Annotated in this window: 23 protein-coding genes; 16 read left to right on the top strand and 7 right to left on the bottom strand. The window is 53.2% G+C overall.

All coding sequences use genetic code 11. The features are described 5' to 3' along the window. The 6 genes from rbsK to kup form a co-directional block, all read right to left on the bottom strand. Nucleotides 1-930, bottom strand: coding sequence for a ribokinase (gene rbsK, locus AC0XWG_RS07175; protein ID WP_028017752.1), 930 nt, complete (start codon nucleotides 928-930; stop codon nucleotides 1-3). Nucleotides 931-1036: 106 nt separating this feature from the next. Beyond that, nucleotides 1037-1927, bottom strand: coding sequence for a ribose ABC transporter substrate-binding protein RbsB (gene rbsB, locus AC0XWG_RS07170; RefSeq protein ID WP_028017753.1), 891 nt, complete (start codon nucleotides 1925-1927; stop codon nucleotides 1037-1039). Nucleotides 1928-1954: 27 nt separating this feature from the next. Next, nucleotides 1955-2920 carry a ribose ABC transporter permease gene (gene rbsC / locus AC0XWG_RS07165; RefSeq protein ID WP_028017754.1) on the bottom strand — a complete coding sequence of 322 codons (966 nt, stop codon included), beginning with the start codon at nucleotides 2918-2920 and terminating at the stop codon, nucleotides 1955-1957. Between the two features lie 4 nt (nucleotides 2921-2924). Next, nucleotides 2925-4430: a ribose ABC transporter ATP-binding protein RbsA gene (gene rbsA, locus AC0XWG_RS07160; protein ID WP_128348491.1), complete on the bottom strand. Its 1506-nt coding sequence runs from the start codon at nucleotides 4428-4430 to the stop codon at nucleotides 2925-2927. A 7-nt stretch (nucleotides 4431-4437) separates the two neighbouring features. Then, entirely contained in the window at nucleotides 4438-4857 is a 420-nt protein-coding gene (gene rbsD / locus AC0XWG_RS07155; RefSeq protein WP_045911552.1) for a D-ribose pyranase, read from the bottom strand. A gap of 196 nt (nucleotides 4858-5053) precedes the next feature. After that, nucleotides 5054-6922: a low affinity potassium transporter Kup gene (kup, locus tag AC0XWG_RS07150; RefSeq protein WP_028017756.1), complete on the bottom strand. Its 1869-nt coding sequence runs from the start codon at nucleotides 6920-6922 to the stop codon at nucleotides 5054-5056. A gap of 223 nt (nucleotides 6923-7145) precedes the next feature. Here kup and ravA point away from each other — a divergent pair, with 223 nt between their 5' ends. Together ravA and viaA are read left to right on the top strand one after the other, a co-directional pair. Then, the gene (ravA, locus tag AC0XWG_RS07145) at nucleotides 7146-8642 is read left to right on the top strand and encodes an ATPase RavA (RefSeq protein WP_475680502.1); all 1497 of its coding nucleotides are present in this window, start codon (nucleotides 7146-7148) and stop codon (nucleotides 8640-8642) included. Continuing rightward, on the top strand, nucleotides 8636-10087 hold the full coding sequence (gene viaA, locus AC0XWG_RS07140) for an ATPase RavA stimulator ViaA (protein WP_028017758.1): 1452 nt from the start codon (nucleotides 8636-8638) through the stop codon (nucleotides 10085-10087). Before ravA ends, viaA begins: the two co-directional genes overlap by 7 nt. Here viaA and asnA read toward each other — a convergent pair whose 3' ends face one another. Next, nucleotides 10088-11080 carry an aspartate--ammonia ligase gene (asnA, locus tag AC0XWG_RS07135; protein ID WP_028017759.1) on the bottom strand — a complete coding sequence of 331 codons (993 nt, stop codon included), beginning with the start codon at nucleotides 11078-11080 and terminating at the stop codon, nucleotides 10088-10090. 151 nt (nucleotides 11081-11231) lie between these two features. Between asnA and asnC the strand changes: the two genes are divergently transcribed. From asnC to glmU, 14 genes are all read left to right on the top strand, one after another. Next, nucleotides 11232-11690: a transcriptional regulator AsnC gene (asnC, locus tag AC0XWG_RS07130; RefSeq protein ID WP_008500198.1), complete on the top strand. Its 459-nt coding sequence runs from the start codon at nucleotides 11232-11234 to the stop codon at nucleotides 11688-11690. A 90-nt stretch (nucleotides 11691-11780) separates the two neighbouring features. Next, the gene (gene mioC, locus AC0XWG_RS07125) at nucleotides 11781-12230 is read left to right on the top strand and encodes an FMN-binding protein MioC (protein WP_475680501.1); all 450 of its coding nucleotides are present in this window, start codon (nucleotides 11781-11783) and stop codon (nucleotides 12228-12230) included. A 374-nt stretch (nucleotides 12231-12604) separates the two neighbouring features. Beyond that, the gene (gene mnmG, locus AC0XWG_RS07120) at nucleotides 12605-14494 is read left to right on the top strand and encodes a tRNA uridine-5-carboxymethylaminomethyl(34) synthesis enzyme MnmG (protein WP_014072433.1); all 1890 of its coding nucleotides are present in this window, start codon (nucleotides 12605-12607) and stop codon (nucleotides 14492-14494) included. Nucleotides 14495-14602: 108 nt separating this feature from the next. After that, a complete protein-coding gene (gene rsmG, locus AC0XWG_RS07115; RefSeq protein ID WP_108089275.1) occupies nucleotides 14603-15226 on the top strand; it encodes a 16S rRNA (guanine(527)-N(7))-methyltransferase RsmG in 624 nt (207 codons plus the stop codon). 616 nt (nucleotides 15227-15842) lie between these two features. Next, the gene (gene atpI / locus AC0XWG_RS07110; RefSeq protein ID WP_128348461.1) at nucleotides 15843-16223 is read left to right on the top strand and encodes a F0F1 ATP synthase subunit I; all 381 of its coding nucleotides are present in this window, start codon (nucleotides 15843-15845) and stop codon (nucleotides 16221-16223) included. Nucleotides 16224-16231: 8 nt separating this feature from the next. Continuing rightward, nucleotides 16232-17047, top strand: a complete 816-nt coding sequence (gene atpB / locus AC0XWG_RS07105; protein WP_023309789.1) for a F0F1 ATP synthase subunit A — start codon at nucleotides 16232-16234, stop codon at nucleotides 17045-17047. A 49-nt stretch (nucleotides 17048-17096) separates the two neighbouring features. Then, on the top strand, nucleotides 17097-17336 hold the full coding sequence (gene atpE, locus AC0XWG_RS07100; protein ID WP_000429386.1) for a F0F1 ATP synthase subunit C: 240 nt from the start codon (nucleotides 17097-17099) through the stop codon (nucleotides 17334-17336). Between the two features lie 48 nt (nucleotides 17337-17384). Then, complete coding sequence (gene atpF, locus AC0XWG_RS07095) at nucleotides 17385-17855, top strand: F0F1 ATP synthase subunit B (protein WP_003862370.1); 471 nt, start codon at nucleotides 17385-17387, stop codon at nucleotides 17853-17855. A 14-nt stretch (nucleotides 17856-17869) separates the two neighbouring features. Then, nucleotides 17870-18403: a F0F1 ATP synthase subunit delta gene (gene atpH, locus AC0XWG_RS07090; RefSeq protein WP_028017763.1), complete on the top strand. Its 534-nt coding sequence runs from the start codon at nucleotides 17870-17872 to the stop codon at nucleotides 18401-18403. Between the two features lie 12 nt (nucleotides 18404-18415). Then, the gene (gene atpA / locus AC0XWG_RS07085; protein ID WP_028017764.1) at nucleotides 18416-19957 is read left to right on the top strand and encodes a F0F1 ATP synthase subunit alpha; all 1542 of its coding nucleotides are present in this window, start codon (nucleotides 18416-18418) and stop codon (nucleotides 19955-19957) included. Nucleotides 19958-20008: 51 nt separating this feature from the next. Continuing rightward, nucleotides 20009-20872 carry a F0F1 ATP synthase subunit gamma gene (gene atpG, locus AC0XWG_RS07080; protein ID WP_023333921.1) on the top strand — a complete coding sequence of 288 codons (864 nt, stop codon included), beginning with the start codon at nucleotides 20009-20011 and terminating at the stop codon, nucleotides 20870-20872. Between the two features lie 31 nt (nucleotides 20873-20903). Then, nucleotides 20904-22286 (top strand): F0F1 ATP synthase subunit beta, encoded by a 1383-nt coding sequence (atpD, locus tag AC0XWG_RS07075; protein ID WP_003862362.1) that lies wholly within the window; start codon nucleotides 20904-20906, stop codon nucleotides 22284-22286. A gap of 20 nt (nucleotides 22287-22306) precedes the next feature. Further along, complete coding sequence (locus tag AC0XWG_RS07070; RefSeq protein WP_006177560.1) at nucleotides 22307-22726, top strand: F0F1 ATP synthase subunit epsilon; 420 nt, start codon at nucleotides 22307-22309, stop codon at nucleotides 22724-22726. Nucleotides 22727-22864: 138 nt separating this feature from the next. Continuing rightward, nucleotides 22865-24235, top strand: a complete 1371-nt coding sequence (gene glmU / locus AC0XWG_RS07065) for a bifunctional UDP-N-acetylglucosamine diphosphorylase/glucosamine-1-phosphate N-acetyltransferase GlmU (protein WP_049006041.1) — start codon at nucleotides 22865-22867, stop codon at nucleotides 24233-24235. The last annotated feature ends 176 nt before the right edge of the window (nucleotides 24236-24411 follow it).

Genomic DNA, 24411 nt, shown 5'->3' with positions numbered 1-24411 from the left:
TTACCCCTGCTGACTTAAGAATTCATCGATCTCTTTACGCCACGGAACGGAAGGCTGGGCCCCTTTGCGCGTCACGGCAATCGCGGCAGCAGCATGTGCAAAACGGATCGCATCATCCATTCGCTTGCCTTCCAGTAGCGCGGTCACCAGCGCACCATTGAAGGTGTCTCCCGCAGCGATGGTGTCAATCGCTTTCACCTTAAAGCCCGGCACTCGACGGCCTTCGCCATTGACGCTTGCCCACACCCCACGGCTACCAAGGGTGATAATCACGGTACCGATGCCTTTATCATGCAATGCACGTGCAGCTCGCGCGGCATCGTCATCATTTTCGACACGAATGCCTGTCAGCTTTTCCGCTTCGGTTTCGTTTGGCGTAATGATGTCCACCAGCGCCAGCAGCTCGTCTGATAATACACGGGCAGGAGCGGGATTAAGTACGACAGTGGTATGATTTTCATGCGCAATTTTGGCGGCGGCCAGCACGCTTTCAACCGGTGACTCCAGTTGCATCAGCAACGCTTCGGCATTCGCAATGATCTCACGTTGCGCTTCTACGCGCTCTGTTGTCAGAGCAGCGTTGGCACCAGCATGAATACCGATGACATTCTCACCTTCTGCGTTGACGAAAATCAGCGCCACGCCGGTAGATTCCCCTGCAACCACGCTGACCGGTGCGATATCGATATTATCGCTCGCCAGCTGTTTGCGTACGCGCTCACCGGTATCGTCATCACCCGTGCAGGCGATAAACGCAATATTCGCCCCACTGCGACCGGCGGCGACGGCCTGGTTTGCACCTTTACCGCCAAATGCCACCTGATACTGGTTACCCGTGACCGTTTCGCCCGGTGTAGGGAATGATTCAAGGTTAAGAATGTGATCGGCATTGATACTGCCAAGGACGACGAGGTTGCCTGCGGTTTTCATGGTTGGGTTGTCCATCTGAGAGCGCCACCGGTGTTACCCGGTGGCGTATGCCACACTTTTCTTTATTGGTGTCCCTCAGGCAGCCGCTGGCTGCCTGATTCGCCTTTTACTGCTTGATGACCAGTTTCAGGTCAACAGGGTATTTGGCCTGAACTTTTTCGCCCTTCAGCACTTTGTCGGCAGTTTCAACGCCAGTCGCGCCAATCTGCTCCGGCAACTGAGCGATGGTCGCAGCCAGTTTGCCATCGTTTACTGCTTTTTCACCATCCGGCGTACCGTCAAATCCGACAACCATCACATCAGATTTACCTGCAGTCTGCAGGGCACGCAGCGCACCCAGTGCCATTTCGTCGTTCTGCGCGAATACTGCCTGCACGTCAGGATGTGCGGTCAGCAGGTTCTGCATCACGTTCAGACCTTTAGTACGGTCGAAATCGGCAGGCTGGCTGGCCAGGACGTTAAATTTGTGTGCAGCAACGGCCTGCTGGAAGCCTTCGCCACGTTCACGGGCAGCAGAGGTACCCGCGATACCCTGTAATTCGATAACTTTCGCGCCTTCACCGGCTTTCTTCGCGATGTAATCACCCGCGATTTTACCGCCCAGCACGTTATCAGACGCAATGTGGCTGACCACGTCACCTTTAGAGGCCTGACGGTCCAGGGTGATCACCGGGATCTTCGCCTGGTTTGCCATTTTAACGGCATTACCTACGGCATCAGAATCAGTTGGGTTGATCAGCAGAATTTTGGTACCACGAACGGTTAAGTCCTGAACGTTAGCCAGCTCTTTCGCCGGGTTGTTCTGGGAATCCAGCACCACCAGGTTGTAGCCCAGTTTGTCCGCTTCTTTCTGCGCGCCATCCTTCAGAGAGACGAAGAACGGGTTGTTCAGCGTGGAGATAACCAGCGCGATGGTGTCTTTCGCCATAGCGTTAGCACTTACGGTTGCGCTCAGCGCGACAGCAGAAACCAGGGTAGCCAGTTTTTTCATGTTCATATCTAAGATGTCCTGTAGTGTCGTCAGTTACTGTTTTTTGTTGTCTACCAGTACCGCCAGCAAAATCACCACTGCCTTAACGATCATCTGGTAATAGGAGGAAACACCTAACAAATTCAAACCATTATTCAGGAAACCGAGAATCAGTGCGCCGATCAATGTCCCAACAATGCGACCTTTACCACCCGCAAGACTCGTACCGCCCAGAACCACTGCCGCAATGGCATCCAGCTCATAACCCGTGCCCGCCGTTGGCTGCGCGGAGGAGAGGCGCGCCACTTCGATGATGCCTGCCAGAGAAGCCAGCAAGCCGCACAGGGAATAAACGATAATTTTAACTTTATTGACGCTAATCCCGGACAAACGCGTTGCCGCTTCGTTACCGCCCAGCGCATAGATATAACGACCCAGACGGGTGTGATGCAGCATGTACCACGCCGCCAGGAAGACGATAGCCATGATCCAGACCGGGGTCGGAATACCCAGCGGGCGGCCGATACCGAACCAGCCAAACAGATCGGCGTTATCGGTAAAGCCGGTGTTCACCGGGCTGCCGTTGGTGTAAACCATGGTCACACCGCGCAGCAACAGCATCATCACCAGCGTCGCGATGAACGCCTGAACACGCCCTTTCGCCACAATCACGCCGGTCACGGCACCGATTGCCGCCCCAGCAGCCAGCGCTGCAGCCACGGCCACCAGCGCGTTAACCTCAACACCGACAAGGGAAGCGGCGATCGCACCGGTGAGCGCCAGCAGGGAACCAACGGACAGATCGATCCCTGAGGTCAAAATCACCAGCGTCATCCCGACCGCCATAATGGCGTTTACAGAAGTCTGCTGAAGGATATTGAACAGGTTATTAACGGTGAAAAAGTTCGGACTCATGGTCGACACAATCGCGATCAGCACCAGCAGGGCAATCAGCGATTTTTGTTCCATCAGCCATGCCTTTGTGAAATAACGGCGACCAGAAACAGCCTGGGTAGTCATCTTCTTACTCCTGATTCACGCGATTAAGCTTGCCCACAGCGGCAGCCATCAGAACTTCCTGGGTGGCCTGCTCGCGAGTGAATTCACCGCCGAGATGCCCTTCATGCATGACGATAATGCGATCGCTCATGCCTAATACTTCTGGCATCTCGGAAGAGACCAGAATGATGCTCAGACCGTCGGCCTTGAACTGGTTGATCAGCTGATAAATCTCTTTCTTCGCGCCGACATCCACACCGCGGGTGGGTTCATCGAGGATTAGCACTTTCGGGCGCGTCATCAGACCACGCGCAATCGCCACCTTCTGCTGATTACCACCGGACAACAGGCCAATTGCCTGCTCCATCGACGGTGTTTTGACGTTAAACAGACGGATAAAATCGCTGACCGCCTGCTGTTCGTCTTTGTGTTTCAGCGTACCGCCGCTGTGACTGAAATAGCGCAGTGCGGTAAGCGACATGTTCTCTTTAACCGACATGCCCAGCACTAAGCCATCGCGCTTACGGTCTTCAGAAATATAGACAATGCCATTCGCCAGACCATCTTGCGGAGAGCGGGTGACCACTTCATGACCGTCGAGGGTGACATAACCGCTGGTGCGCGGCAGTGCGCCGTACAACACTTTCATCAGCTCGGTACGCCCAGCGCCCATCAGGCCCGCCACACCGAGGATTTCCCCCTGACGCAGGGTAAAGGTCACATCGTTCACACCTGGACCGCAGAGGTTGTCCACCTTCAGGCGGATCTCACCCGGCGCTTTATCCAGATGCGGATATTGATCTTCGAGCTTACGTCCCACCATCATTTCGATGAGCGTATCTTCGGTCAGCGTGGCGACTTCGCGCTCGGCAATAAACTGTCCGTCGCGGAAAACGGTGACGTCATCGCAGATTTCGAAGATCTCTTTCATGCGGTGAGAGATATAGACAATCCCGCGCCCCTGCGACTTCAGCTCGCGGATAACGCGGAACAGGGATTCGGTTTCGGTATCGGTCAGGGCATCAGTCGGTTCATCCATAATGATGACCTTCGACTCAAAACTCAGCACTTTCGCGATTTCCACCATCTGCTGATCGCCAATGGAAAGTTCACCCACCAGTCGGTCGCTCTTAAAGCGCAGGTTCAGCTTCGCCAGCAGTTTATCCGCTTCGGCATACATGGTTTTCCAGTCGATTTTACCGAACCGGTTTACGAACTCGCGACCCAGGAAGATATTCTCCGCAATGGTCAGCTGCGGGATCAGGTTCAGCTCCTGGTGAATAATACCGATACCCGCTTCCTGAGAGGATTTCGGGCCATTGAAGGTGGTCTCTTTACCCAGCCAGACGAGTGAACCGGCATCACGTTGGTAGATCCCGGTCAGCACTTTCATCATGGTGGATTTGCCAGCGCCGTTTTCGCCCACCAGCGCCATCACGCGCCCGGGGTAGACGTTCAGCGCCGCACCGGAGAGGGCTTTTACGCCCGGGAACGACTTATCGATCCCTTTGAGTTGCAGTAATGCGTCCATGATGGCCTCAGAAGGTGACGCCAGCACAGAGAATGATATTCGCATACGGGGAACACTCCCCGCTGCGAATCACCGCCTGACTGTCTGCGGTTTGTTGTTTGAACTGCTCGTGCGTTGTGTAACGAATTTCTATGATGTTTCCCTGGTGTTGTTGCAGTTGCTCAATATGGCTGAGCAACGTTTCGTGGAGTTGCGGATTATGTTGTTTGATTTCCGCAGCGAGAATGGCCGCCTCAACCTGCATCTCCGCCGTCACGACTTCCAGTACCTGCATAAACGAAGGAACACCCTGCGTTAACGCCATATCAATACGGGTTGTGCTACGCGGAACCGGTAAGCCTGCATCGCAAACCACCAGCGTATCGGTATGCCCAAGACGGGAAATAACCGACGAGATTTCTGAGTTGAGTACAGTGCCTTTCTTCATTTTCTTGCTCCACTAGCGAAACGTTTCGCTAAAATCAGTTTAGTCTCAACGGTGTTCAGAAAACCACCATGACGTAACAGATTTGTGATCGACGTCGAAACGTTTCGCTAAGTGAAATGTAGAGACAATTATGGAGGGTAGGCAGGGGGGTTTGTAAGCCGGGTAAGCGCAGCGCCACCCGGCATTTAATGCAGGCTTAAATCTCGACCTGTGTACCCAGCTCAATCACTCGGTTAGGCGGGATCTCAAACTGGTCAGGCGCACGCAGGGCGTTACGTTGCAGGATAAGGTACAACTTGCCGCGCAGGCGCAGATACCACGGACGCTTGCCAATAATCAGTGACTCGTGTGACATGAAGAATGACGTCTCCATCATCCGGCAGCTCAGCCCTTCCAGGCCGCAGCGGTGGAAGACCTCTTCCACGTTTGGCGTTTCACGCCAGCCGTAGCTTGCCACCACGCGCCAGAAGGTAGGCGACAATTGCTCAATCTGAACACGACGCACATTGTGAACATACGGTGCATCTTCGGTGCGCAACGTCAGCAGAATCACACGCTCGTGCAATACCTTGTTGTGCTTAAGATTATGCATCAACGCAAACGGGATCACGTTCAAGGCACGAGACATGTACACCGCAGTTCCCGGTACACGCACTGGCGGGGATTTCTCCAGCGACGCAATCATCGCCTCCAGAGAATTCCCGTGTTCGTGCATACGACGCAGCAGACGGAAGCGCTCGCTTTTCCATGTGGTCATGACAATAAACATCACCAGACCCAGCGTCAGCGGTAGCCAGCCACCGGAAACAATCTTGTCGAGGTTCGCGGAGAACAGCGGCACGTCGATACACAGGAAGCCCACCAGAATCATCGCCACGAGGAATTTATTCCAGTGCCAGTTTCGGTACGCGACCGTTGTGGAGAGGATCGACGTCAGCACCATGGTACCGGTGACCGCAATACCGTACGCCGCCGCCAGGTTGCTGGAATGCTCGAAGCTGACGATGACGATCACCACAGCGAAATAGAGCAGCCAGTTAACGAACGGGATGTAGATCTGGCCCGACTCCATCTCTGAGGTATGGATGATGCGCATAGGTGAGAGATACCCCAGACGCACGGCCTGGCGCGTCAGAGAAAACACGCCTGAAATCACCGCCTGAGAGGCAATGACGGTCGCAAGCGTCGCCAGAATCAGCATCGGTACCAGTGCCCAGTCAGGGGCCAGCAGGAAGAATGGGTTCTTTATCGCTTCCGGATTTTTGAGCAACAGCGCGCCCTGGCCGAAGTAGTTCAGCACCAGAGACGGCAGTACCACAATAAACCAGGCCACGCGGATAGGCAGTTTCCCGAAGTGTCCCATGTCAGCATACAGCGCTTCAACGCCGGTGATGGAGAGCACAACCGCCCCCAGCGCCACGAAGGAAACCACTTTGTATTCGAGGAAGAAATTCACGGCCCAGTAGGGGTTTAGCGCTTGCAGCACTTCCGGGTTAGCAATAATGCTGCGTAAACCAAGCGCCGCCAGGATCAGGAACCAGGCCAGCATAATCGGCGCGAACAGTTTCCCCACCAGCCCGGTACCGTGCTTCTGGATCATAAACAGCAGCGTCAGGACAATAATGGCCAGAGGAACAACCCAGGAATCAAGCTGCGGGGCAATAATCTCCAGCCCCTCTATCGCCGAAAGCACTGAGATAGCAGGCGTGATGACGACTTCCCCATAGAAGAAACTGCCGCCAATCAGGCCGATGATGACCAGCACCGACGTCATTCTGGCTGACGTGTTACGCCCGGCAAGGGACATCAGGGTCAGGATACCGCCTTCGCCTGCGTTATCAGCGCGCATAACAAAGGAGAGATATTTAACAGAAACCACCAGGATCAGCAGCCAGAAGATGAGGGACAGGAAGCCAAATACGGCATCGCGTTCAACACCAAAGCCAAACTGGCCGGACAGACATTCACGAAGCGTATAAAGCGGGCTGGTGCCGATATCACCGTAGACAACCCCGATCGCCGCAAGCGTAATTGCGGGTAATGATTGCTTATTATCAGTGCTCATAGACTAGTCTTTTCGTTTAAATAACAAATGTGTTCCTGGTCCCTTGGTCCACAAAAAGCGCACAGTATGCCTGATTCGTTGCAAAATCGTACCCCTAAATGCAACCGCATTAATGTAGCGCAAAGAAAATTGCGCCGCACTTCAGTCTATTACCAGCCCTGGCTGAAACGTCTATACTCGCTTCAATTGGCCGCCACGACGGCGAAAGGATGCAAAAACTATTATGGCTCACTCACATTTATTAGCAGAAAGAATTTCCCGCCTCAGCAGCGCGCTGGAAAAAGGCCTTTTCGAGCGTAGCCACGCCATCCGCCTCTGTTTACTGGCGGCGTTGAGCGGCGAAAGCGTATTTCTGCTGGGTCCACCGGGTATCGCCAAAAGTCTGATTGCCCGCCGACTGAAATTTGCCTTTCAGAACGCCCGCGCGTTTGAATACCTGATGACCCGCTTTTCCACCCCGGAAGAAGTGTTTGGCCCCCTTTCTATTCAGGCGCTGAAAGATGAAGGGCGCTATGAGCGTTTGACGGCGGGATATCTGCCTGAGGCAGAAATTGTCTTTCTTGATGAAATCTGGAAAGCGGGACCGGCCATTCTGAACACCCTGCTCACGGCGATAAACGAACGTCGGTTCCGCAACGGTGCCAGTGAAGAGAAAATCCCGATGCGTCTGCTGGTGGCCGCCTCCAACGAACTCCCCGAGGCCGACAGCAGTCTGGAAGCGCTGTATGACCGCATGCTGATCCGCCTGTGGCTGGACAAAGTGCAGGATAAATCCAACTTCCGCTCTATGCTGGTGAGCCAGCAGGATGAGAATGAAAACCCGGTCTCCGCTTCGCTTCAGGTTACCGATGAGGAATATCAGCAGTGGCAGCAGGAGATCGGCAAAATCAAACTGCCAGATGCCGTCTTCGAGCTGATCTTCATGCTGCGCCAGCAGCTCGATTTACTCCCTTCAGCGCCCTATGTCTCCGATCGTCGCTGGAAAAAAGCAATCCGCCTGCTGCAGGCCAGTGCCCTGTTCAGCGGCCGTGATGCCGTTGCGCCAATCGATCTGATCCTGCTGAAAGATTGCCTCTGGCACGACGCAGAAGGCATGAACCTGATGCAGCAACAGCTTGAAATATTGATGACCAGACACGCCTGGGGACAACAGGCGATGCTCAACCAGCTTGGTGCTATTGCCCAACGACGCATCCAGTTACAGCAGCAACAAAGTGATAAAACGGCGCTGAAAGTGAACCGGCTGGGTGGAATGTTCGCCCGCAAACCTCACTACGAATTACCCGCCGAGCTGACTAGCCCGACGCTTACCCTGCTGCTCCAGCAACCGCTAAAGCTCCATGATATGCAGGTTGTACACGTTACGATTGAGCGCGAGCCGCTATCGCAATGGCTGGATAAAGGTGGAGAAATCCGCGGAAAACTCAACGGCATCGGTTTCGCGCAGCCGCTAAGTATGGAAGTGGACAGTAGCCAGCATCTGGTGATCCGCGATGTGAGCTTGCAGGGATCGCGTCTTGCACTGCCTGGCACCGCCTCTGACAGCGTTCCTGAAGAGATTAAGCAGCAGCTGGAAGCGCTGGATACCGAATGGCACCAGCAACACACCCGCTTTAGCGAGCAGCAAAAATGCCTCTTTATACATAGCGACTGGTTAGGTCGCATTGAAGCCAGCCTGCAGGATGTGAGCACACAGATTAAACAGGCGCGTCAATGCTAACGCTGGATACGCTTAACATCATGCTGGCCGTCAGCGAAGAAGGGTTGATCGAAGAAGTGGTCATTACCCTTCTGGCGTCGCCGCAGCTGGCCGCATTCTTTGAAAAATTTCCGAAGCTTAAAAAAGCGATGACGGACGATCTCCCACGCTGGCGTGAAAACTTGCGTCAGCGGTTCAAAGAGACCGAGGTCCCCCCTGAGTTAACGGAAGAGGTGGCCTGTTATCAGCAGTGCCAGCGGCTCTCAACGCCACAGTTTATCGTTCAGCTTCCGCAAACCCTGACATTGCTCGACAACGTCCACTCCCCGTTTGCCAGCCAGGCCCGGGCGCTGGTCACGGATAACGCCACCTTCACGCCCGCGTTGCACACTCTCTTTTTACAGCGCTGGCGCCTCAGCCTTGTCGTTCAGGCCACAACATTGAACCAGCAACTGCTGGATGAGGAGCGTGAACAACTGCTCAGTGAAGTTCAGGAACGCATGACCTTAAGCGGTCAGCTCGAGCAGGTACTGGTGGAAAATGAAAACGCCGCCGGGCGTCTCTGGGATATGAGCGCCGGTCAGCTTCGGCGCGGGGATTATCAGCTGATCGTCAAGTACGGCGATTTTCTGGCACAGCAGCCCGAGCTGATGAAACTCGCAGAACAGCTGGGCCGTTCAAGGGAGGCAAAGTCAGTCCCAAAGAAAGATGCCCCGATGGAAACCTTCCGCACCCTGGTACGCGAACCGGCAACCGTTCCCGAGCAGGTCGACGGGCTTCAGCAAAGCGATGATATTTTGCGCCTGCTGCCCACCGAACTCAGCACGCTGGGAATGACTGAACTAGAGTATGAGTTTTACCGTCGGCTGGTGGAAAAGCAGCTTCTTACTTACCGGCTACACGGCGAAGCCTGGCGCGAGAAGCTCAGCCAGAGGCCAGTCGTCCACCAGGATTTTGATGAGCAGCCGCGCGGACCTTTTATTGTTTGCGTGGATACGTCCGGATCGATGGGCGGGTTTAATGAGCAATGTGCAAAGGCGTTCTGTCTGGCCTTGATGCGCGTGGCGCTTGCCGATCGCCGTCGCTGCTTCATCATGCTCTTCTCCAGCGAGGTGGTGGGTTATGAGCTGACGAACCAGCAGGGTATCGAACAGGCGATCCGCTTTTTAAGCCAGCGTTTTCGCGGCGGCACGGATTTAGCCAGCTGTTTTCGTAGCATTGTGGAGAGAATGCAGGGCGGCGACTGGTACGACGCTGACGCGGTGGTAATTTCCGATTTTATTGCCCAGCGTCTGCCGGATGATGTGGTGAATAAAGTGAAGGAGTTACAGCGGGTGCATCAGCACCGTTTCCACGCGGTGGCGATGTCCGCCCATGGAAAACCCGGCATCATGCGCATCTTCGATCATATCTGGCGCTTCGATACCGGGTTGCGTAGCCGCCTGCTCAGACGCTGGCGGCGTTAATCACAGAAGGGAGCCAACGCTTTCGCGTACTTGCTGCGGCCAGACGCCACACTGAACCTGACCGATATGCGGCAACTGAAGCAGTAACATGGTCAGACGGGACTGGCCGATACCGCCACCTATGGTCTGCGGCATTTCCCCGCGTAGCAGCGACTGGTGCCACTCTAATTTGAGACGCTCTTCGTCGCCAGTAACGGCCAGCTGACGCTTCAGCGCATCAGCATCCACGCGGATCCCCATAGAAGAAAGCTCAAATGCATCTTCCAGCACCGGGTTCCAGACCAGGATATCGCCATTCAGACCCGCGTATTCGCTCTCACCGCGTGTGCTCCAGTCATCATAATCCGGCGCACGAACGTCGTGGCGTTTGCCGTCAGACAGTTTGCCGCCGATCCCCATCAGAAACACAGCACCTAATTCTTTGGCGATTGCGCGTTCACGGCCTTTAGCATCCAGATCCGGGAAACGGCTCAGCAGCTCCTGGCTGTGCACAAAGTGGATCGTATCCGGCAGGAACGGTGCCAGACCAAACTCTTTGCTTACAGCCGCTTCGGTCGCTTTGATCCCAGCGTAGATCGCCTCAACGGTGGATTTCAGCGTACCGACATGGCGCTCGCCATCACCCATTACGCGCTCCCAGTCCCACTGATCAACGTAGACAGAGTGAATTGGAGTAAGGCGGTCTTCATCGGGGCGAAGGGCTTTCATGTGCGTGTAGAGCCCTTCGCCCGCGCTGAAGTCGTGTTGTCCCAGGGTTTGACGCTTCCATTTCGCAAGGGAGTGAACCACTTCGAACTGGGCATCTGGCAGTGTTTTCACTTTCACCTGCACCGCTTTTTCGCTTCCAGATAAGTTATCCTGCGTCCCGTCACCCACGCGGCTCAGAATGGGAGCCTGGACTTCAATCAGTCCAAGTTTATCTTCCAGCTGGCGTGAAAAATGGGATTTAACGAAACTGATCTGGCGTTGTTTTGCGATATAAGCGGTTTTCATTATTTATACTCCTGCGTCCTGTTGCTATTGATTAAGCAACAGAAATGGCACCTTATTCAATAACCAATCAACAAAAAGCCTCCTTCACTTTTGATTCGATAAAATAAACCGCTAGAATAGGGTGATTCATCAATCTTCATAAGAAAAAGCTATGGAAAATTATCAGATCGACAATCTCGACCGCGGCATCCTGGAGGCCTTAATGGCTAATGCCCGTACCGCCTACGCCGAACTGGCAAAACAGTTTGGTGTCAGCCCGGGAACAATCCATGTTCGCGTAGAGAAGATGAAGCAGGCGGGGATCATTACCGGCGCACGCATTGACGTCAGCCCCAAGCAGCTGGGTTATGACGTTTGCTGTTTCATCGGTATCATTCTTAAAAGCGCAAAAGACTACCCTTCTGCCCTGGCAAAGCTGAACGCACTCGATGAAGTCACAGAAGCCTATTACACCACCGGGCACTACAGCATCTTTATAAAAGTCATGTGTCGATCCATCGACGCCCTCCAGCAGGTACTTATCAACAAGATCCAAACAATCGATGAAATTCAGTCCACCGAGACCCTAATCTCTCTGCAAAACCCGATCATGCGTACCATCCGCCCGTGATCGGGCAAATTCATTCCCACATTTTCCACAGGTAGATCCCAGCTCGTTCACAGCGTACAATGGCCGCCTCTTTATCTGAGCGAGCGATCAATGGCTGACATTACTCTTATCAGTGGCAGCACCCTGGGCGGTGCGGAATACGTTGCGGAACATCTGGCTGAGAAGCTGGAAGAAGCAGGTTTTTCCACAGAGACACTGCACGGACCGCTGCTTGAAGATCTCCCGACTGATGGGATCTGGCTGCTGATCACCTCCACACATGGCGCAGGCGACCTGCCGGATAACCTGCAACCTTTATATGACGAACTGCAGGAACAACAACCAGACCTGTCCAACGTCCGTTATGGTGCGGTAGGTATCGGAAGTCGTGAATATGACACCTTCTGTGGCGCAATAGAGAAAGTTGAGGCCGCTGTTACCGCCTGTGGTGCAAAACAGCTGGGTGAAACGCTGAAGATCAACATCCTCGATCATGATATTCCGGAAGATCCAGCCGAGATCTGGCTGGCAGAATGGAAAAATTTACTCAAAAACGATTAAAGATCGCGCGAACAGATGTGGATAACTCTGGTTAAAAGCTCGTATTAAGCCGTAGTTATCCAAATAACAACTCTGGTATGGTTTTTGACCTGTGCATAAAGTGGCGATCTGATCCCAGCTTATACGGTCCAGGATCACCGATCATTCACAGCAAACGATCCTTCCTAACCGCATGATCTTATTTGCCGGATCGGACTTATCCACAGAGGTCGGCGATCCTAATAAGAGATCACAATAGAACAGATCTCTAAATAAAAAGATCTTCTTTTTAATAGCCCAGGATCCCAATGCTTTCTCGAAAGACTAAAGTTGAGTAGAATCCACGGCCCGGGCTTCAATCCATTTTCATACCGCTTTACGCGAGGCAGACCACCATGTTTTATCAGGATCCTTTTGACGTCATTATCATTGGCGGGGGTCATGCAGGCACTGAGGCCGCAATGGCCGCAGCGCGAATGGGTCAGCAGACCCTGCTTTTGACACACAATATCGACACGCTTGGACAGATGTCCTGTAACCCGGCGATTGGCGGCATTGGGAAAGGACACCTGGTAAAAGAAGTGGATGCACTTGGCGGCCTGATGGCGAAAGCGATCGATCATGCTGGCATTCAGTTTAGGATACTAAACGCGAGTAAAGGCCCTGCGGTACGAGCAACCCGTGCCCAGGCTGACCGCGTGCTTTACCGTCAGGCGGTACGTACTGCACTGGAGAATCAGCCAAACCTGATGATCTTCCAGCAGGCAGTTGAAGATCTTATCGTTGAGAACGATCGTGTTGTGGGTGCCGTAACCCAGATGGGCCTCAAGTTCCGCGCGAAAGCCGTGGTGCTGACCGTGGGCACATTCCTCGACGGTAAAATTCATATTGGTCTGGATAACTACAGCGGTGGACGTGCTGGCGATCCGCCGTCGATTCCACTGTCTCGCCGTCTGCGTGAACTGCCGTTGCGCGTCAGCCGCCTGAAAACGGGCACACCTCCACGTATTGATGCGCGCACCATTGATTTCAGCGTGCTGGCGCAACAGCACGGTGATAACCCAATGCCCGTGTTTTCGTTCATGGGCAATGCGGCGCAACATCCGCAGCAGGTACCGTGTTACATCACGCATACCAACGAGAAAACCCATGACGTGATCCGCAATAACCTCGATCGCAGCCCAATGTACGCAGGCGTGATTGAAGGGATCGGCCCACGCTACTGCCCGTCGATCGAAGACAAAGTGATGCGTTTTGCCGATCGCAACCAGCACCAGATCTTCCTGGAGCCGGAAGGACTGACCTCAAACGAAATTTACCCGAATGGCATCTCCACCAGCCTGCCGTTCGATGTGCAGATGCAAATTGTTCGCTCAATGCAGGGGATGGAGAATGCGAAAATCGTTCGTCCTGGCTACGCTATTGAGTACGATTTCTTCGATCCTCGTGACCTGAAGCCAACCCTGGAAAGCAAATTCATCCACGGTCTGTTCTTCGCGGGGCAGATTAACGGCACCACCGGCTACGAAGAAGCGGCTGCACAGGGTCTGCTTGCCGGTCTGAACGCTGCGCGCTTCTCTGCTGAGAAAGAAGGCTGGGCACCAGGCCGTTCTCAGGCGTATCTGGGAGTGCTGGTCGACGATCTCTGCACGCTGGGCACAAAAGAACCGTACCGTATGTTTACCTCGCGCGCGGAATACCGCCTGATGTTGCGCGAAGACAACGCCGACCTGCGTCTGACCGAAATGGGTCGCGAGCTGGGTCTGGTCGATGACGAACGCTGGGCGCGTTTCAACGAGAAGCTGGAGCGTATTGAACAGGAACGTCAGCGGCTGAAAACCACCTGGGTGAATCCGCAGGCGGAAACTGCAGCCGAAGTGAACGCTCACTTGACTGCACCGCTGTCGCGCGAAGCCAGCGGCGAAGATTTGCTGCGCCGTCCTGAAGTCACCTATGAGAACCTGGTCAAACTGACCGCGTTCGCACCGGGCCTGGAAGACGCTGAAGCGGCAGAGCAGGTTGAAATCCAGGTTAAATACGAAGGTTATATTGCGCGCCAGCAGGATGAGATTGAAAAACAGCAGCGCAACGAAAACACGCTGCTGCCGGAGATGCTGGACTATCGTCAGGTCACTGGTCTTTCCAACGAAGTGATCGCCAAGCTGAACGATCATAAACCTGTGTCGATTGGCCAGGCATCCCGCATATCGGGCGTTACTCCGGCCGCGATTTCGATTCTGCTGGTGTGGTTAAAAAAACAGGGCATGCTGCGCCGCAGCGCGTAATGCTCTGAACATTGCCCGGTGGCGCTGCGCTTACCGGGCCTACAGAATTCCATAGGGCGGGTAAGCGAAGCGCCACCCGTCACTTAAGTTTCTCAACAGGTATTCACCGTGCTCAACAAACTCTCTCGTCTGCTGGATCAGGCAGGTATTTCGCTCACCGATCACCAGAAAAATCAGCTGGTGGCCTACGTCGATATGCTGAACAAATGGAATAAAGCGTACAACCTAACCTCAGTACGAGACCCCAACGAGATGCTGGTACGCCATATTCTCGATAGCATTGTGGTTGCGCCTTATCTGAAAGGTGAACGCTTTATTGATGTGGGGACAGGCCCTGGTCTACCGGGCGTTCCGCTGTCGATTGTTCGTCCTGAGAGCCAGTTCACGTTGCTGGACAGCCTTGGCAAGCGCGTACGCTTTTTACGTCAGGTACAGCATGAGCTGAAGCTTGAGAACATCACGCCCGTGCAGAGCAGGGTAGAGGAGTTCCCGGCGGAGCCACCGTTTGATGGTGTTATCAGCCGCGCGTTTGCTTCGCTCAATGATATGGTGAGCTGGTGTAAGCACTTGCCTGCAGATAATGGCCGTTTTTATGCGCTGAAAGGGCAGTTGCCTGGTGATGAGATTGAACAGCTTCCGGATGGTTTTGCTGTTGAATCCATCGAGAAATTAAATGTTCCTCAACTCGATGGGGAACGTCACCTGGTGATAATTAAGCCAAACAATTTTTAAAAAATTAATAAAAAATGTGGAATTTGTGCTGTTCTTACCATGTTAAAAAACAGCACAACTACTTGGGTTTTACCAGACAGCTTTTAACCTCGTTTTTACTAAGGTTTTTCTTACGTTTAACCTGACAGTTATTCTTCACTATGAAGATAGTCAATAGCGAAAATATAAGTCTGCTAAAAATGGAAGGCAGAAACCAGAACGCAATGTTAATTATTTATTAAGAATGTCAATGAAAGGTTTTTATTGTGTACGGGGCTGTTTTGAAAATAGTTACGACATTTTGTGTTTGATTTCATAAAGATATATTTAAGCGATTTGCGCCTTTGATTAATACAACCTTATCGCAAATGTGTGTTTTGTGATCTCGTGCACGCTTTGCTGTCAACGTTTTCGCGCTGTTTGCACTTTTGGTCGAAGGTCGATGCTTTCTGAGAAAGTTAAAAAATAGCGGTGGGGAAAAATATTTAAACATTTATTCACCTTTTCGCTACTTAATGTTTGAAATCACGGGTGCGCACCGTATAATTTGACCGCTTTTTGATGCTTGACTCTGAGCCTTAAAGGACGTTTTATACGACACGCGGCATACCTCGAAGGGAGCAGGAGTAAAAACGTGATGTCTGTGTCGCTCTTGAGTAGAAACGTTGCTCGTAAGCTTCTGTTCATTCAGTTTCTGGCTTTGATAGCAAGTGGACTGCTGTTTAGCCTCAAAGACCCCTTCTGGGGCATCTCCGCCGTGTGCGGGGGTTTGGCGGTTGTACTGCCAAACGTGTTGTTTATGATTTTTGCCTGGCGTCATCAGGCGCATACACCCGCCAAAGGCCGCGTGGCCTGGTCCTTCGCCCTCGGCGAAGTGTGTAAGGTGTTGCTGACCTTTGCTCTACTGGTGATGGCGCTGGCGGTTTTGAAAGTGGTCTTCATGCCGCTGATAGCTACGTGGGTTTTGGTGCTGGTGGTACAAGTTCTGGCTCCAGCTGTAATCAATAACAAAGGGTAAAAGGCATCATGGCTTCAGAAAATATGACGCCGCAGGATTACATAGGTCACCATCTGAATAACCTTCAGCTGGACCTGCGTACATTCTCGCTGGTGGATCCACATAACCCCCCGGCCACCTTCTGGACGATCAACATCGACTCCATGTTCTTCTCGGTGGTTTTGGGTCTTCTGTTCCTGGCCATGTTCCGCGGTGTTGCTAAAAGAGCGACCAGCGGTGTTCCAGGGAAATTCCAGACGTTCATCGAAATGATCATCGGCTTCGTCCATGGCAGCGTCAAAGACATGTACCATGGCAAGAGCAAGCTGATTGCTCCGCTGGCCCTGACCGTGTTCGTTTGGGTCTTCCTGATGAACCTGATGGACCTGCTGCCTATCGATCTGCTGCCGTTTATCGGCGAGCACATCTTCGGCCTGCCTGCACTGCGCGTGGTTCCGTCCGCAGACGTGAACATCACCCTGTCGATGGCGCTGGGCGTGTTTATCCTGATTCTTTTCTACAGCATCAAAATGAAAGGCGTAAGCGGCTTTGTGAAAGAGCTTACCTTGCAGCCGTTCAACCACTGGGCGTTTATTCCGGTCAACCTGATCCTGGAAGGCGTTAGCCTGCTGTCCAAACCTGTATCACTGGGTCTGCGACTGTTCGGCAACATGTATGCGGGTGAGCTGATTTTCATTCTGATCGCGGGTCTTCTGCCGTGGTGGTCACAGTGGATTCTTAATGTGCCATGGGCCATTTTCCACATCCTGATCATTACGCTGCAAGCCTTTATCTTCATGGTTCTGACGATCGTCTATCTGTCGATGGCGTCTGAAGAGCACTGATTTTTTACCAACACTACTACGTTTTAATTGAAACAAACTGGAGACTGTCATGGAAAACCTGAATATGGATCTGCTGTACATGGCTGCCGCTGTGATGATGGGTCTGGCGGCTATCGGTGCTGCGATCGGTATCGGCATCCTCGGGGGCAAATTCCTGGAAGGCGCTGCGCGTCAACCTGATCTGATTCCTCTGCTGCGTACTCAGTTCTTTATCGTTATGGGTCTGGTGGATGCTATCCCAATGATCGCTGTAGGTCTGGGTCTGTACGTGATGTTTGCTGTCGCGTAGTAGTAGTTTTAAAACCCTAAGCCACAGAAATTAAAGAGGTATTGTGCTGTGAACATGAACGCAACAATCCTCGGCCAGGCCATCGCGTTTATTCTCTTTGTCTGGTTCTGTATGAAGTATGTATGGCCGCCATTAATGGCTGCCATCGAAAAACGTCAGAAAGAAATTGCTGACGGTCTGGCTTCTGCAGAACGCGCTAAGAAAGATTTGGACCTTGCACAGGCCAACGCGACAGACCAGCTGAAAAAAGCGAAAGCGGAAGCTCAGGTTATCATCGAACAGGCTAACAAACGCCGTTCGCAGATCCTGGACGAAGCCAAAGCTGAAGCAGAACAGGAACGTACTAAGATCGTGACACAGGCTCAGGCTGAAATTGAAGCTGAGCGTAAACGTGCTCGTGAAGAACTGCGTAAGCAGGTTGCGATTCTGGCTGTTGCTGGCGCCGAGAAGATCATCGAACGTTCCGTGGATGAAGCTGCTAACAGCGACATCGTGGACAAACTTGTCGCTGAACTGTAAGGAGGGAGGGGCTGATGTCTGAATTTGTTACGGTAGCTCGCCCCTACGCCAAAGCAGCTTTTGACTTTGCTATCGAACACCAAAATGTCGATCGCTGGCAGAATATGCTGGCGTTTGCCGCTGAGGTGACGAAAAACGAACAAATGGCCGAGTTGCTTTCCGGTGCGTTAGCACCTGAAACTCTCGCCGCGTCGTTTATCGCCGTGTGCGGAGAGCAACTGGATGCCAACGGCCAGAACCTGATTAAGGTAATGGCAGAAAATGGTCGTCTCCGTGTGCTCCCGGATGTTCTCGAGCAGTTTGAGCACTTACGTGCCCTTAGTGAAGCTACTGCTGAAGTTGAAGTAACTTCTGCGACTGAACTGAGTAATGAACAGCTTGCGAAAATTACCGCCGCGATGGAAAAACGTCTGTCACGCAAAGTTAAGCTGAATTGCAAAATCGATAAGTCTGTAATGGCAGGCGTAATCATCCGTTCGGGTGATATGGTCATTGATGGCAGCGTACGCGGCCGTCTTGAGCGCCTTGCAGACGTCTTGCAGTCTTAAGGGGACTGGAGCATGCAACTGAATTCCACCGAAATCAGCGAACTGATCAAGCAGCGCATTGCTCAGTTCAATGTTGTGAGTGAAGCTCACAATGAAGGTACTATTGTTTCTGTAAGTGACGGTGTTATCCGCATTCACGGCCTGGCCGATTGTATGCAGGGTGAGATGATTTCCCTGCCGGGTAACCGTTACGCTATCGCACTGAACCTGGAGCGCGACTCCGTAGGTGCAGTTGTGATGGGTCCATACGCTGACCTCGCCGAAGGCATGAAGGTTAAGTGTACTGGCCGTATTCTGGAAGTGCCGGTTGGCCGTGGCCTGCTGGGTCGCGTTGTTAACACCCTGGGTGCGCCAATCGACGGTAAAGGTCCGGTTGAGCACGATGGCTTCTCCCCAATCGAAGTTATCGCACCAGGCGTTATCGATCGTCAGTCCGTAGATCAGCCTGTTCAGACAGGTTATAAGTCCGTTGATGCCATGATCCCAATCGGTCGTGGTCAGCGTGAACTGATCATCGGTGACCGTCAGACCGGTAAAACCGCGATGGCTATCGACGCCATCATCAACCAGCGTGATTCCGGCATCAAATGCGTGTACGTGGCTATCGGCCAGAAAGCGTCCACCATTTCTAACGTGGTTCGTAAACTGGAAGAGCATGGCGCACTGGCTAACACCATTGTTGTTGTTGCAACCGCTTCCGAATCTGCTGCACTGCAATACCTGGCGCCATACGCGGGTTGCGCAATGGGCGAATACTTCCGTGACCGCGGTGAAGATGCACTGATCGTATACGATGACCTGTCTAAACAGGCTGTTGCTTATCGTCAGGTTTCCCTGCTGCTCCGTCGTCCACCTGGACGTGAAGCGTTCCCTGGCGACGTATTCTACCTCCACTCTCGTCTGCTGGAGCGTGCTTCCCGCGTTAACGCGGAATACGTCGAGAACTTCACCAAAGGTGAAGTGAAGGGTAAAACGGGCTCTCTGACCGCACTGCCGATCATTGAAACCCAGGCGGGTGACGTTTCTGCGTTCGTTCCGACCAACGTAATTTCCATTACCGATGGTCAGATCTTCCTGGAAACCAACCTGTTTAACTCCGGTATTCGTCCGGCGGTTAACCCGGGTATCTCCGTATCCCGTGTTGGTGGTGCTGCTCAGACCAAGATCATCAAGAAACTGTCCGGTGGTATCCGTACCGCGCTGGCACAGTATCGTGAACTGGCTGCGTTCTCTCAGTTCGCATCCGATCTGGACGAAGCAACCCGTAAACAGCTGAGCCACGGTCAGAAAGTGACCGAGCTGCTGAAGCAGAAACAGTACGCACCAATGTCTGTTGCTCAGCAGGGCCTGGTACTGTTCGCGGCTGAACGCGGTTACCTCGAAGATGTGGAACTGGCGAAAATCGGTAGCTTCGAAGCCGCTCTGCTGGCTTACGTCGACCGTGATCACGCTCCGCTGATGCAAGAGATCAACCAGACCGGTGGCTATAACGACGAAATCGAAGGCAAGCTGAAAGCTATCCTCGATTCCTTCAAAGCAACCCAATCCTGGTAATCGTCCGGCGGCTTGTCTCAGGACAAGCCGCCTGGCATTGAGGAGAAGCTCATGGCCGGCGCAAAAGAGATACGTAGTAAGATCGCAAGCGTCCAGAACACGCAAAAGATCACTAAAGCGATGGAGATGGTCGCCGCTTCCAAAATGCGTAAATCGCAGGATCGCATGGCGGCCAGCCGTCCTTATGCAGAAACCATGCGCAAAGTGATTGGTCACCTTGCAAACGGTAATCTGGAATATAAGCACCCTTACCTGGAAGAACGCGACGTTAAGCGCGTGGGCTACCTGGTGGTGTCGACCGACCGTGGTCTGTGTGGCGGCTTGAACATTAACCTGTTCAAAAAACTGCTGGCGGATATGAAAGCATGGTCTGAAAAAGGCGTTCAGTGCGATATCGCAATGATCGGCTCTAAAGGCGTCTCTTTCTTTAACTCCGTTGGTGGCAACATTGTCGCTCAGGTGACCGGTATGGGTGATAACCCGTCCCTGTCCGAACTGATCGGCCCGGTTAAAGTGATGTTGCAGGCCTACGATGAAGGCCGTCTGGACAGACTGTACGTTGTCAGCAACAAATTCATTAACACCATGTCTCAGGTTCCAACGCTTACTCAGATGCTGCCTTTACCGGCATCAGAAGATGATGAGCTGAAGCACAAAGCCTGGGATTACCTGTATGAACCCGATCCGAAACCGCTGCTGGATACCCTGCTGCGTCGTTACGTTGAATCTCAGGTTTATCAGGGCGTTGTAGAAAACCTGGCCAGCGAGCAGGCCGCACGAATGGTGGCGATGAAAGCCGCGACCGATAATGGCGGCAGCCTGATTAAAGAGCTGCAGTTGGTTTACAACAAAGCTCGTCAGGCCAGCATTACTCAGGAACTCACCGAGATCGTCTCGGGGGCCGCCGCGGTTTAACCAGGTTTACGAATTACGTAGAGGATTCAAGATGGCTACTGGAAAGATTGTCCAGGTAATCGGCGCCGTGGTGGACGTCGAGTTCCCTCAGGACGCCGTACCACGCGTGTACGACGCGCTTGAGGTACAGAATGGTAACGAGAGCCTGGTGCTGGAAGTTCAGCAGCAGCTCGGCGGCGGTATCGTGCGTACCATCGCGATGGGTTCTTCCGACGGTCTGCGTCGTGGTCTGGAAGTTAAAGACCTTGAGCATCCGATCGAAGTCCCGGTAGGTAAAGCAACGCTGGGTCGTATCATGAACGTATTGGGTCAACCAATCGACATGAAAGGCGACATCGGTGAAGAAGAGCGTTGGGCTATCCACCGCGCGGCACCTTCCTACGAAGAGCTGTCCAGCTCTCAGGAACTGCTGGAAACTGGCATCAAAGTTATCGACCTGATGTGTCCATTTGCGAAGGGCGGTAAAGTTGGTCTGTTCGGTGGTGCGGGTGTAGGTAAAACCGTAAACATGATGGAGCTGATCCGTAACATCGCGATCGAGCACTCCGGTTACTCCGTATTTGCGGGCGTAGGTGAACGTACTCGTGAGGGTAACGACTTCTACCACGAAATGACCGACTCCAACGTTCTGGACAAAGTATCCCTGGTTTACGGCCAGATGAACGAGCCACCAGGAAACCGTCTGCGCGTTGCGCTGACCGGTCTGACTATGGCTGAGAAATTCCGTGACGAAGGCCGTGACGTTCTGCTGTTCGTTGATAACATCTACCGTTACACCCTGGCCGGTACGGAAGTATCTGCACTGCTGGGTCGTATGCCTTCAGCGGTAGGTTATCAGCCGACTCTGGCGGAAGAGATGGGTGTTCTTCAGGAACGTATCACCTCTACCAAAACCGGTTCTATCACCTCCGTTCAGGCGGTATACGTACCTGCGGATGACTTGACTGACCCATCACCAGCAACCACCTTTGCGCACCTTGATGCAACCGTGGTACTGAGCCGTCAGATCGCGTCTCTGGGTATCTACCCAGCCGTTGACCCGCTGGACTCCACCAGTCGTCAGCTGGATCCACTGGTTGTTGGTCAGGAACACTACGACACCGCGCGTGGCGTACAGTCCCTGCTGCAACGTTACCAGGAACTGAAAGACATCATCGCCATCCTGGGTATGGATGAACTGTCTGAAGAAGACAAACTGGTGGTAGCACGTGCGCGTAAGATCCAGCGCTTCCTGTCCCAGCCGTTCTTCGTTGCGGAAGTATTCACCGGTTCTCCAGGTAAATACGTTTCCCTGAAAGACACCATCCGTGGCTTTAAAGGCATCATGGAAGGCGAATACGATCACCTGCCAGAGCAGGCGTTCTACATGGTTGGTTCCATCGAAGAAGCAGTGGAAAAAGCCAAAAAACTTTAACGCCTTAATCGGAGGGTGATATGGCAATGACTTACCACCTGGACGTCGTCAGCGCAGAGCAACAAATGTTCTCTGGTCTGGTCGAGAAAATCCAGGTAACGGGTAGTGAAGGTGAGCTGGGTATTTTCCCGGGTCACGCACCGCTGCTCACCGCCATTAAGCCTGGTATGATCCGCATCGTTAAACAGTTCGGTCACGAAGAGTTTATCTATCTGTCCGGCGGCATTCTTGAAGTGCAGCCTGGCAGTGTGACCGTTCTGGCCGATACCGCTATTCGTGGCCAGGATCTCGACGAAGCGCGAGCCCTGGAATCGAAGCGTAAGGCTGAAGAGCACATTAGCAGCTCTCATGGTGACGTGGATTACGCTCAGGCGTCTGCGGAGCTGGCCAAAGCGATCGCGAAACTGCGCGTTATCGAGTTGACCAAAAAAGCGATGTAACACCGGCTTGAAAAGCACAAAAGCCAGTCTGGGTTCCAGGCTGGCTTTTTTTTTCGGCCTTAATTCATGATGAAAAAGATGTAGAATTTTAGGCATCAAACGTTTTTACTTCTCACTCAAACTACCGTCAGGATGCGTATGTCAAACAGTGCGATGAGCGTGGTGATCCTTGCCGCTGGCAAAGGTACCCGCATGTATTCCGATCTGCCTAAAGTGCTTCACACGCTGGCAGGAAAGCCGATGGTGCAGCATGTCATTGATGCAGCAAATGAACTGGGTGCCCGTCAGGTTCATCTGGTCTACGGCCACGGTGGCGATCTGCTTAAAAAGACGCTGAGCGATGACAAGCTCAACTGGGTGCTTCAGGCTGAGCAACTGGGTACAGGTCACGCGATGCAGCAGGCAGCACCGTTCTTTGCCGATGACGAAGATATTCTGATGCTCTACGGCGATGTTCCGCTGATCTCCGTTGAAACACTAACTCGCCTGCGTGAAGCCAAACCGCAGGGCGGCATCGGTTTGTTAACCGTCGTGCTGGACGATCCAACCGGTTATGGCCGCATCACCCGTGAAAACGGCAACGTAACGGGGATTGTTGAACATAAAGACGCCAGCGACGAACAGCGCCAGATTCAGGAGATCAACACCGGTATCCTGATTGCCAATGGCGCGGATATGAAGCGCTGGTTGTCGAAGCTCAACAACAACAATGCGCAGGGTGAATACTACATCACCGACATCATTGCGATGGCATATCAGGAAGGACGTGAGATTGCGGCGGTACATCCGGCACGCATTAGCGAAACCGAAGGGGTGAATAACCGCCTTCAGCTTTCCCGTCTGGAGCGCGTTTATCAGTCCGAACAGGCCGAAAAACTGCTGCTGGCAGGCGTGATGCTGCGTGACCCGGCGCGTTTCGATCTGCGTGGTTCCCTGTCCCACGGTCGTGACGTTGAAATTGATACTAACGTTATCTTTGAAGGCAAAGTCACTCTGGGCAATCGCGTCAAAATTGGCGCTGGCTGCGTGATCAAAAACAGCGTCATCGGTGACGATTGCGAAATCAGCCCTTACAGCGTGGTGGAAGATGCGCATCTTGAAGCGGCGTGCACCATTGGACCGTTTGCGCGTCTGCGCCCGGGCGCTGAGCTGATGGAAGGGGCTCACGTGGGCAACTTCGTTGAGATGAAAAAAGCGCGTCTGGGTAAAGGCTCTAAAGCCGGTCATTTGACCTATCTGGGCGATGCGGAAATTGGCGATAACGTCAATATTGGTGCAGGCACAATCACCTGCAACTATGACGGTGCCAACAAGTTTAAAACCATTATCGGTGATGATGTGTTTGTCGGTTCCGATACACAGCTGGTGGCACCGGTTACCGTGGGCAACGGGGTAACGATTGCCGCCGGGACAACCGTTACGCGCGATATCGCCGATAACGAGCTGGTATTAAGCCGTGTGCCACAGGTGCACAAGCAGGGCTGGAAACGCCCGGTGAAGAAAAAGTAACGGATTTACCCTCGCCCCTTTGGGGAGAGGGTCGGGGTGAGGGGATAACATAATCCTCCCCCCACAAGCAGTACCCATAAAAATAACCCCACTCTCTACAAGGCTCGGGGTGCCCGGAAAGGGCAAATACAGGTCAGCGACAACGCAGGCGTTATGCCTAAATTCGGAATCTAAAA

The organism is Enterobacter sp. DVT3837 (assembly GCF_056238685.1).
The sequence above is the reverse complement of the archived record's forward strand: the minus strand, read 5'-3'. Positions and strand labels throughout refer to the sequence as shown.

Excerpts from the sequence above, each read along its gene's own strand:
- rbsK (WP_028017752.1), bottom strand. The coding sequence starts at position 930 with ATGAAAACCGCAGGCAACCTCGTCGTCCTTGGCAGTATCAATGCCGAT.
- rbsB (WP_028017753.1), bottom strand. The coding sequence starts at position 1,927 with ATGAACATGAAAAAACTGGCTACCCTGGTTTCTGCTGTCGCGCTGAGC.
- rbsC (WP_028017754.1), bottom strand. The coding sequence starts at position 2,920 with ATGACTACCCAGGCTGTTTCTGGTCGCCGTTATTTCACAAAGGCATGG.
- rbsA (WP_128348491.1), bottom strand. The coding sequence starts at position 4,430 with ATGGACGCATTACTGCAACTCAAAGGGATCGATAAGTCGTTCCCGGGC.
- rbsD (WP_045911552.1), bottom strand. The coding sequence starts at position 4,857 with ATGAAGAAAGGCACTGTACTCAACTCAGAAATCTCGTCGGTTATTTCC.
- kup (WP_028017756.1), bottom strand. The coding sequence starts at position 6,922 with ATGAGCACTGATAATAAGCAATCATTACCCGCAATTACGCTTGCGGCG.
- ravA (WP_475680502.1), top strand. The coding sequence starts at position 7,146 with ATGGCTCACTCACATTTATTAGCAGAAAGAATTTCCCGCCTCAGCAGC.
- viaA (WP_028017758.1), top strand. The coding sequence starts at position 8,636 with ATGCTAACGCTGGATACGCTTAACATCATGCTGGCCGTCAGCGAAGAA.
- asnA (WP_028017759.1), bottom strand. The coding sequence starts at position 11,080 with ATGAAAACCGCTTATATCGCAAAACAACGCCAGATCAGTTTCGTTAAA.
- asnC (WP_008500198.1), top strand. The coding sequence starts at position 11,232 with ATGGAAAATTATCAGATCGACAATCTCGACCGCGGCATCCTGGAGGCC.
- mioC (WP_475680501.1), top strand. The coding sequence starts at position 11,781 with ATGGCTGACATTACTCTTATCAGTGGCAGCACCCTGGGCGGTGCGGAA.
- mnmG (WP_014072433.1), top strand. The coding sequence starts at position 12,605 with ATGTTTTATCAGGATCCTTTTGACGTCATTATCATTGGCGGGGGTCAT.
- atpI (WP_128348461.1), top strand. The coding sequence starts at position 15,843 with ATGTCTGTGTCGCTCTTGAGTAGAAACGTTGCTCGTAAGCTTCTGTTC.
- atpB (WP_023309789.1), top strand. The coding sequence starts at position 16,232 with ATGGCTTCAGAAAATATGACGCCGCAGGATTACATAGGTCACCATCTG.
- atpE (WP_000429386.1), top strand. The coding sequence starts at position 17,097 with ATGGAAAACCTGAATATGGATCTGCTGTACATGGCTGCCGCTGTGATG.
- atpH (WP_028017763.1), top strand. The coding sequence starts at position 17,870 with ATGTCTGAATTTGTTACGGTAGCTCGCCCCTACGCCAAAGCAGCTTTT.
- atpA (WP_028017764.1), top strand. The coding sequence starts at position 18,416 with ATGCAACTGAATTCCACCGAAATCAGCGAACTGATCAAGCAGCGCATT.
- atpG (WP_023333921.1), top strand. The coding sequence starts at position 20,009 with ATGGCCGGCGCAAAAGAGATACGTAGTAAGATCGCAAGCGTCCAGAAC.
- atpD (WP_003862362.1), top strand. The coding sequence starts at position 20,904 with ATGGCTACTGGAAAGATTGTCCAGGTAATCGGCGCCGTGGTGGACGTC.
- AC0XWG_RS07070 (WP_006177560.1), top strand. The coding sequence starts at position 22,307 with ATGGCAATGACTTACCACCTGGACGTCGTCAGCGCAGAGCAACAAATG.
- glmU (WP_049006041.1), top strand. The coding sequence starts at position 22,865 with ATGTCAAACAGTGCGATGAGCGTGGTGATCCTTGCCGCTGGCAAAGGT.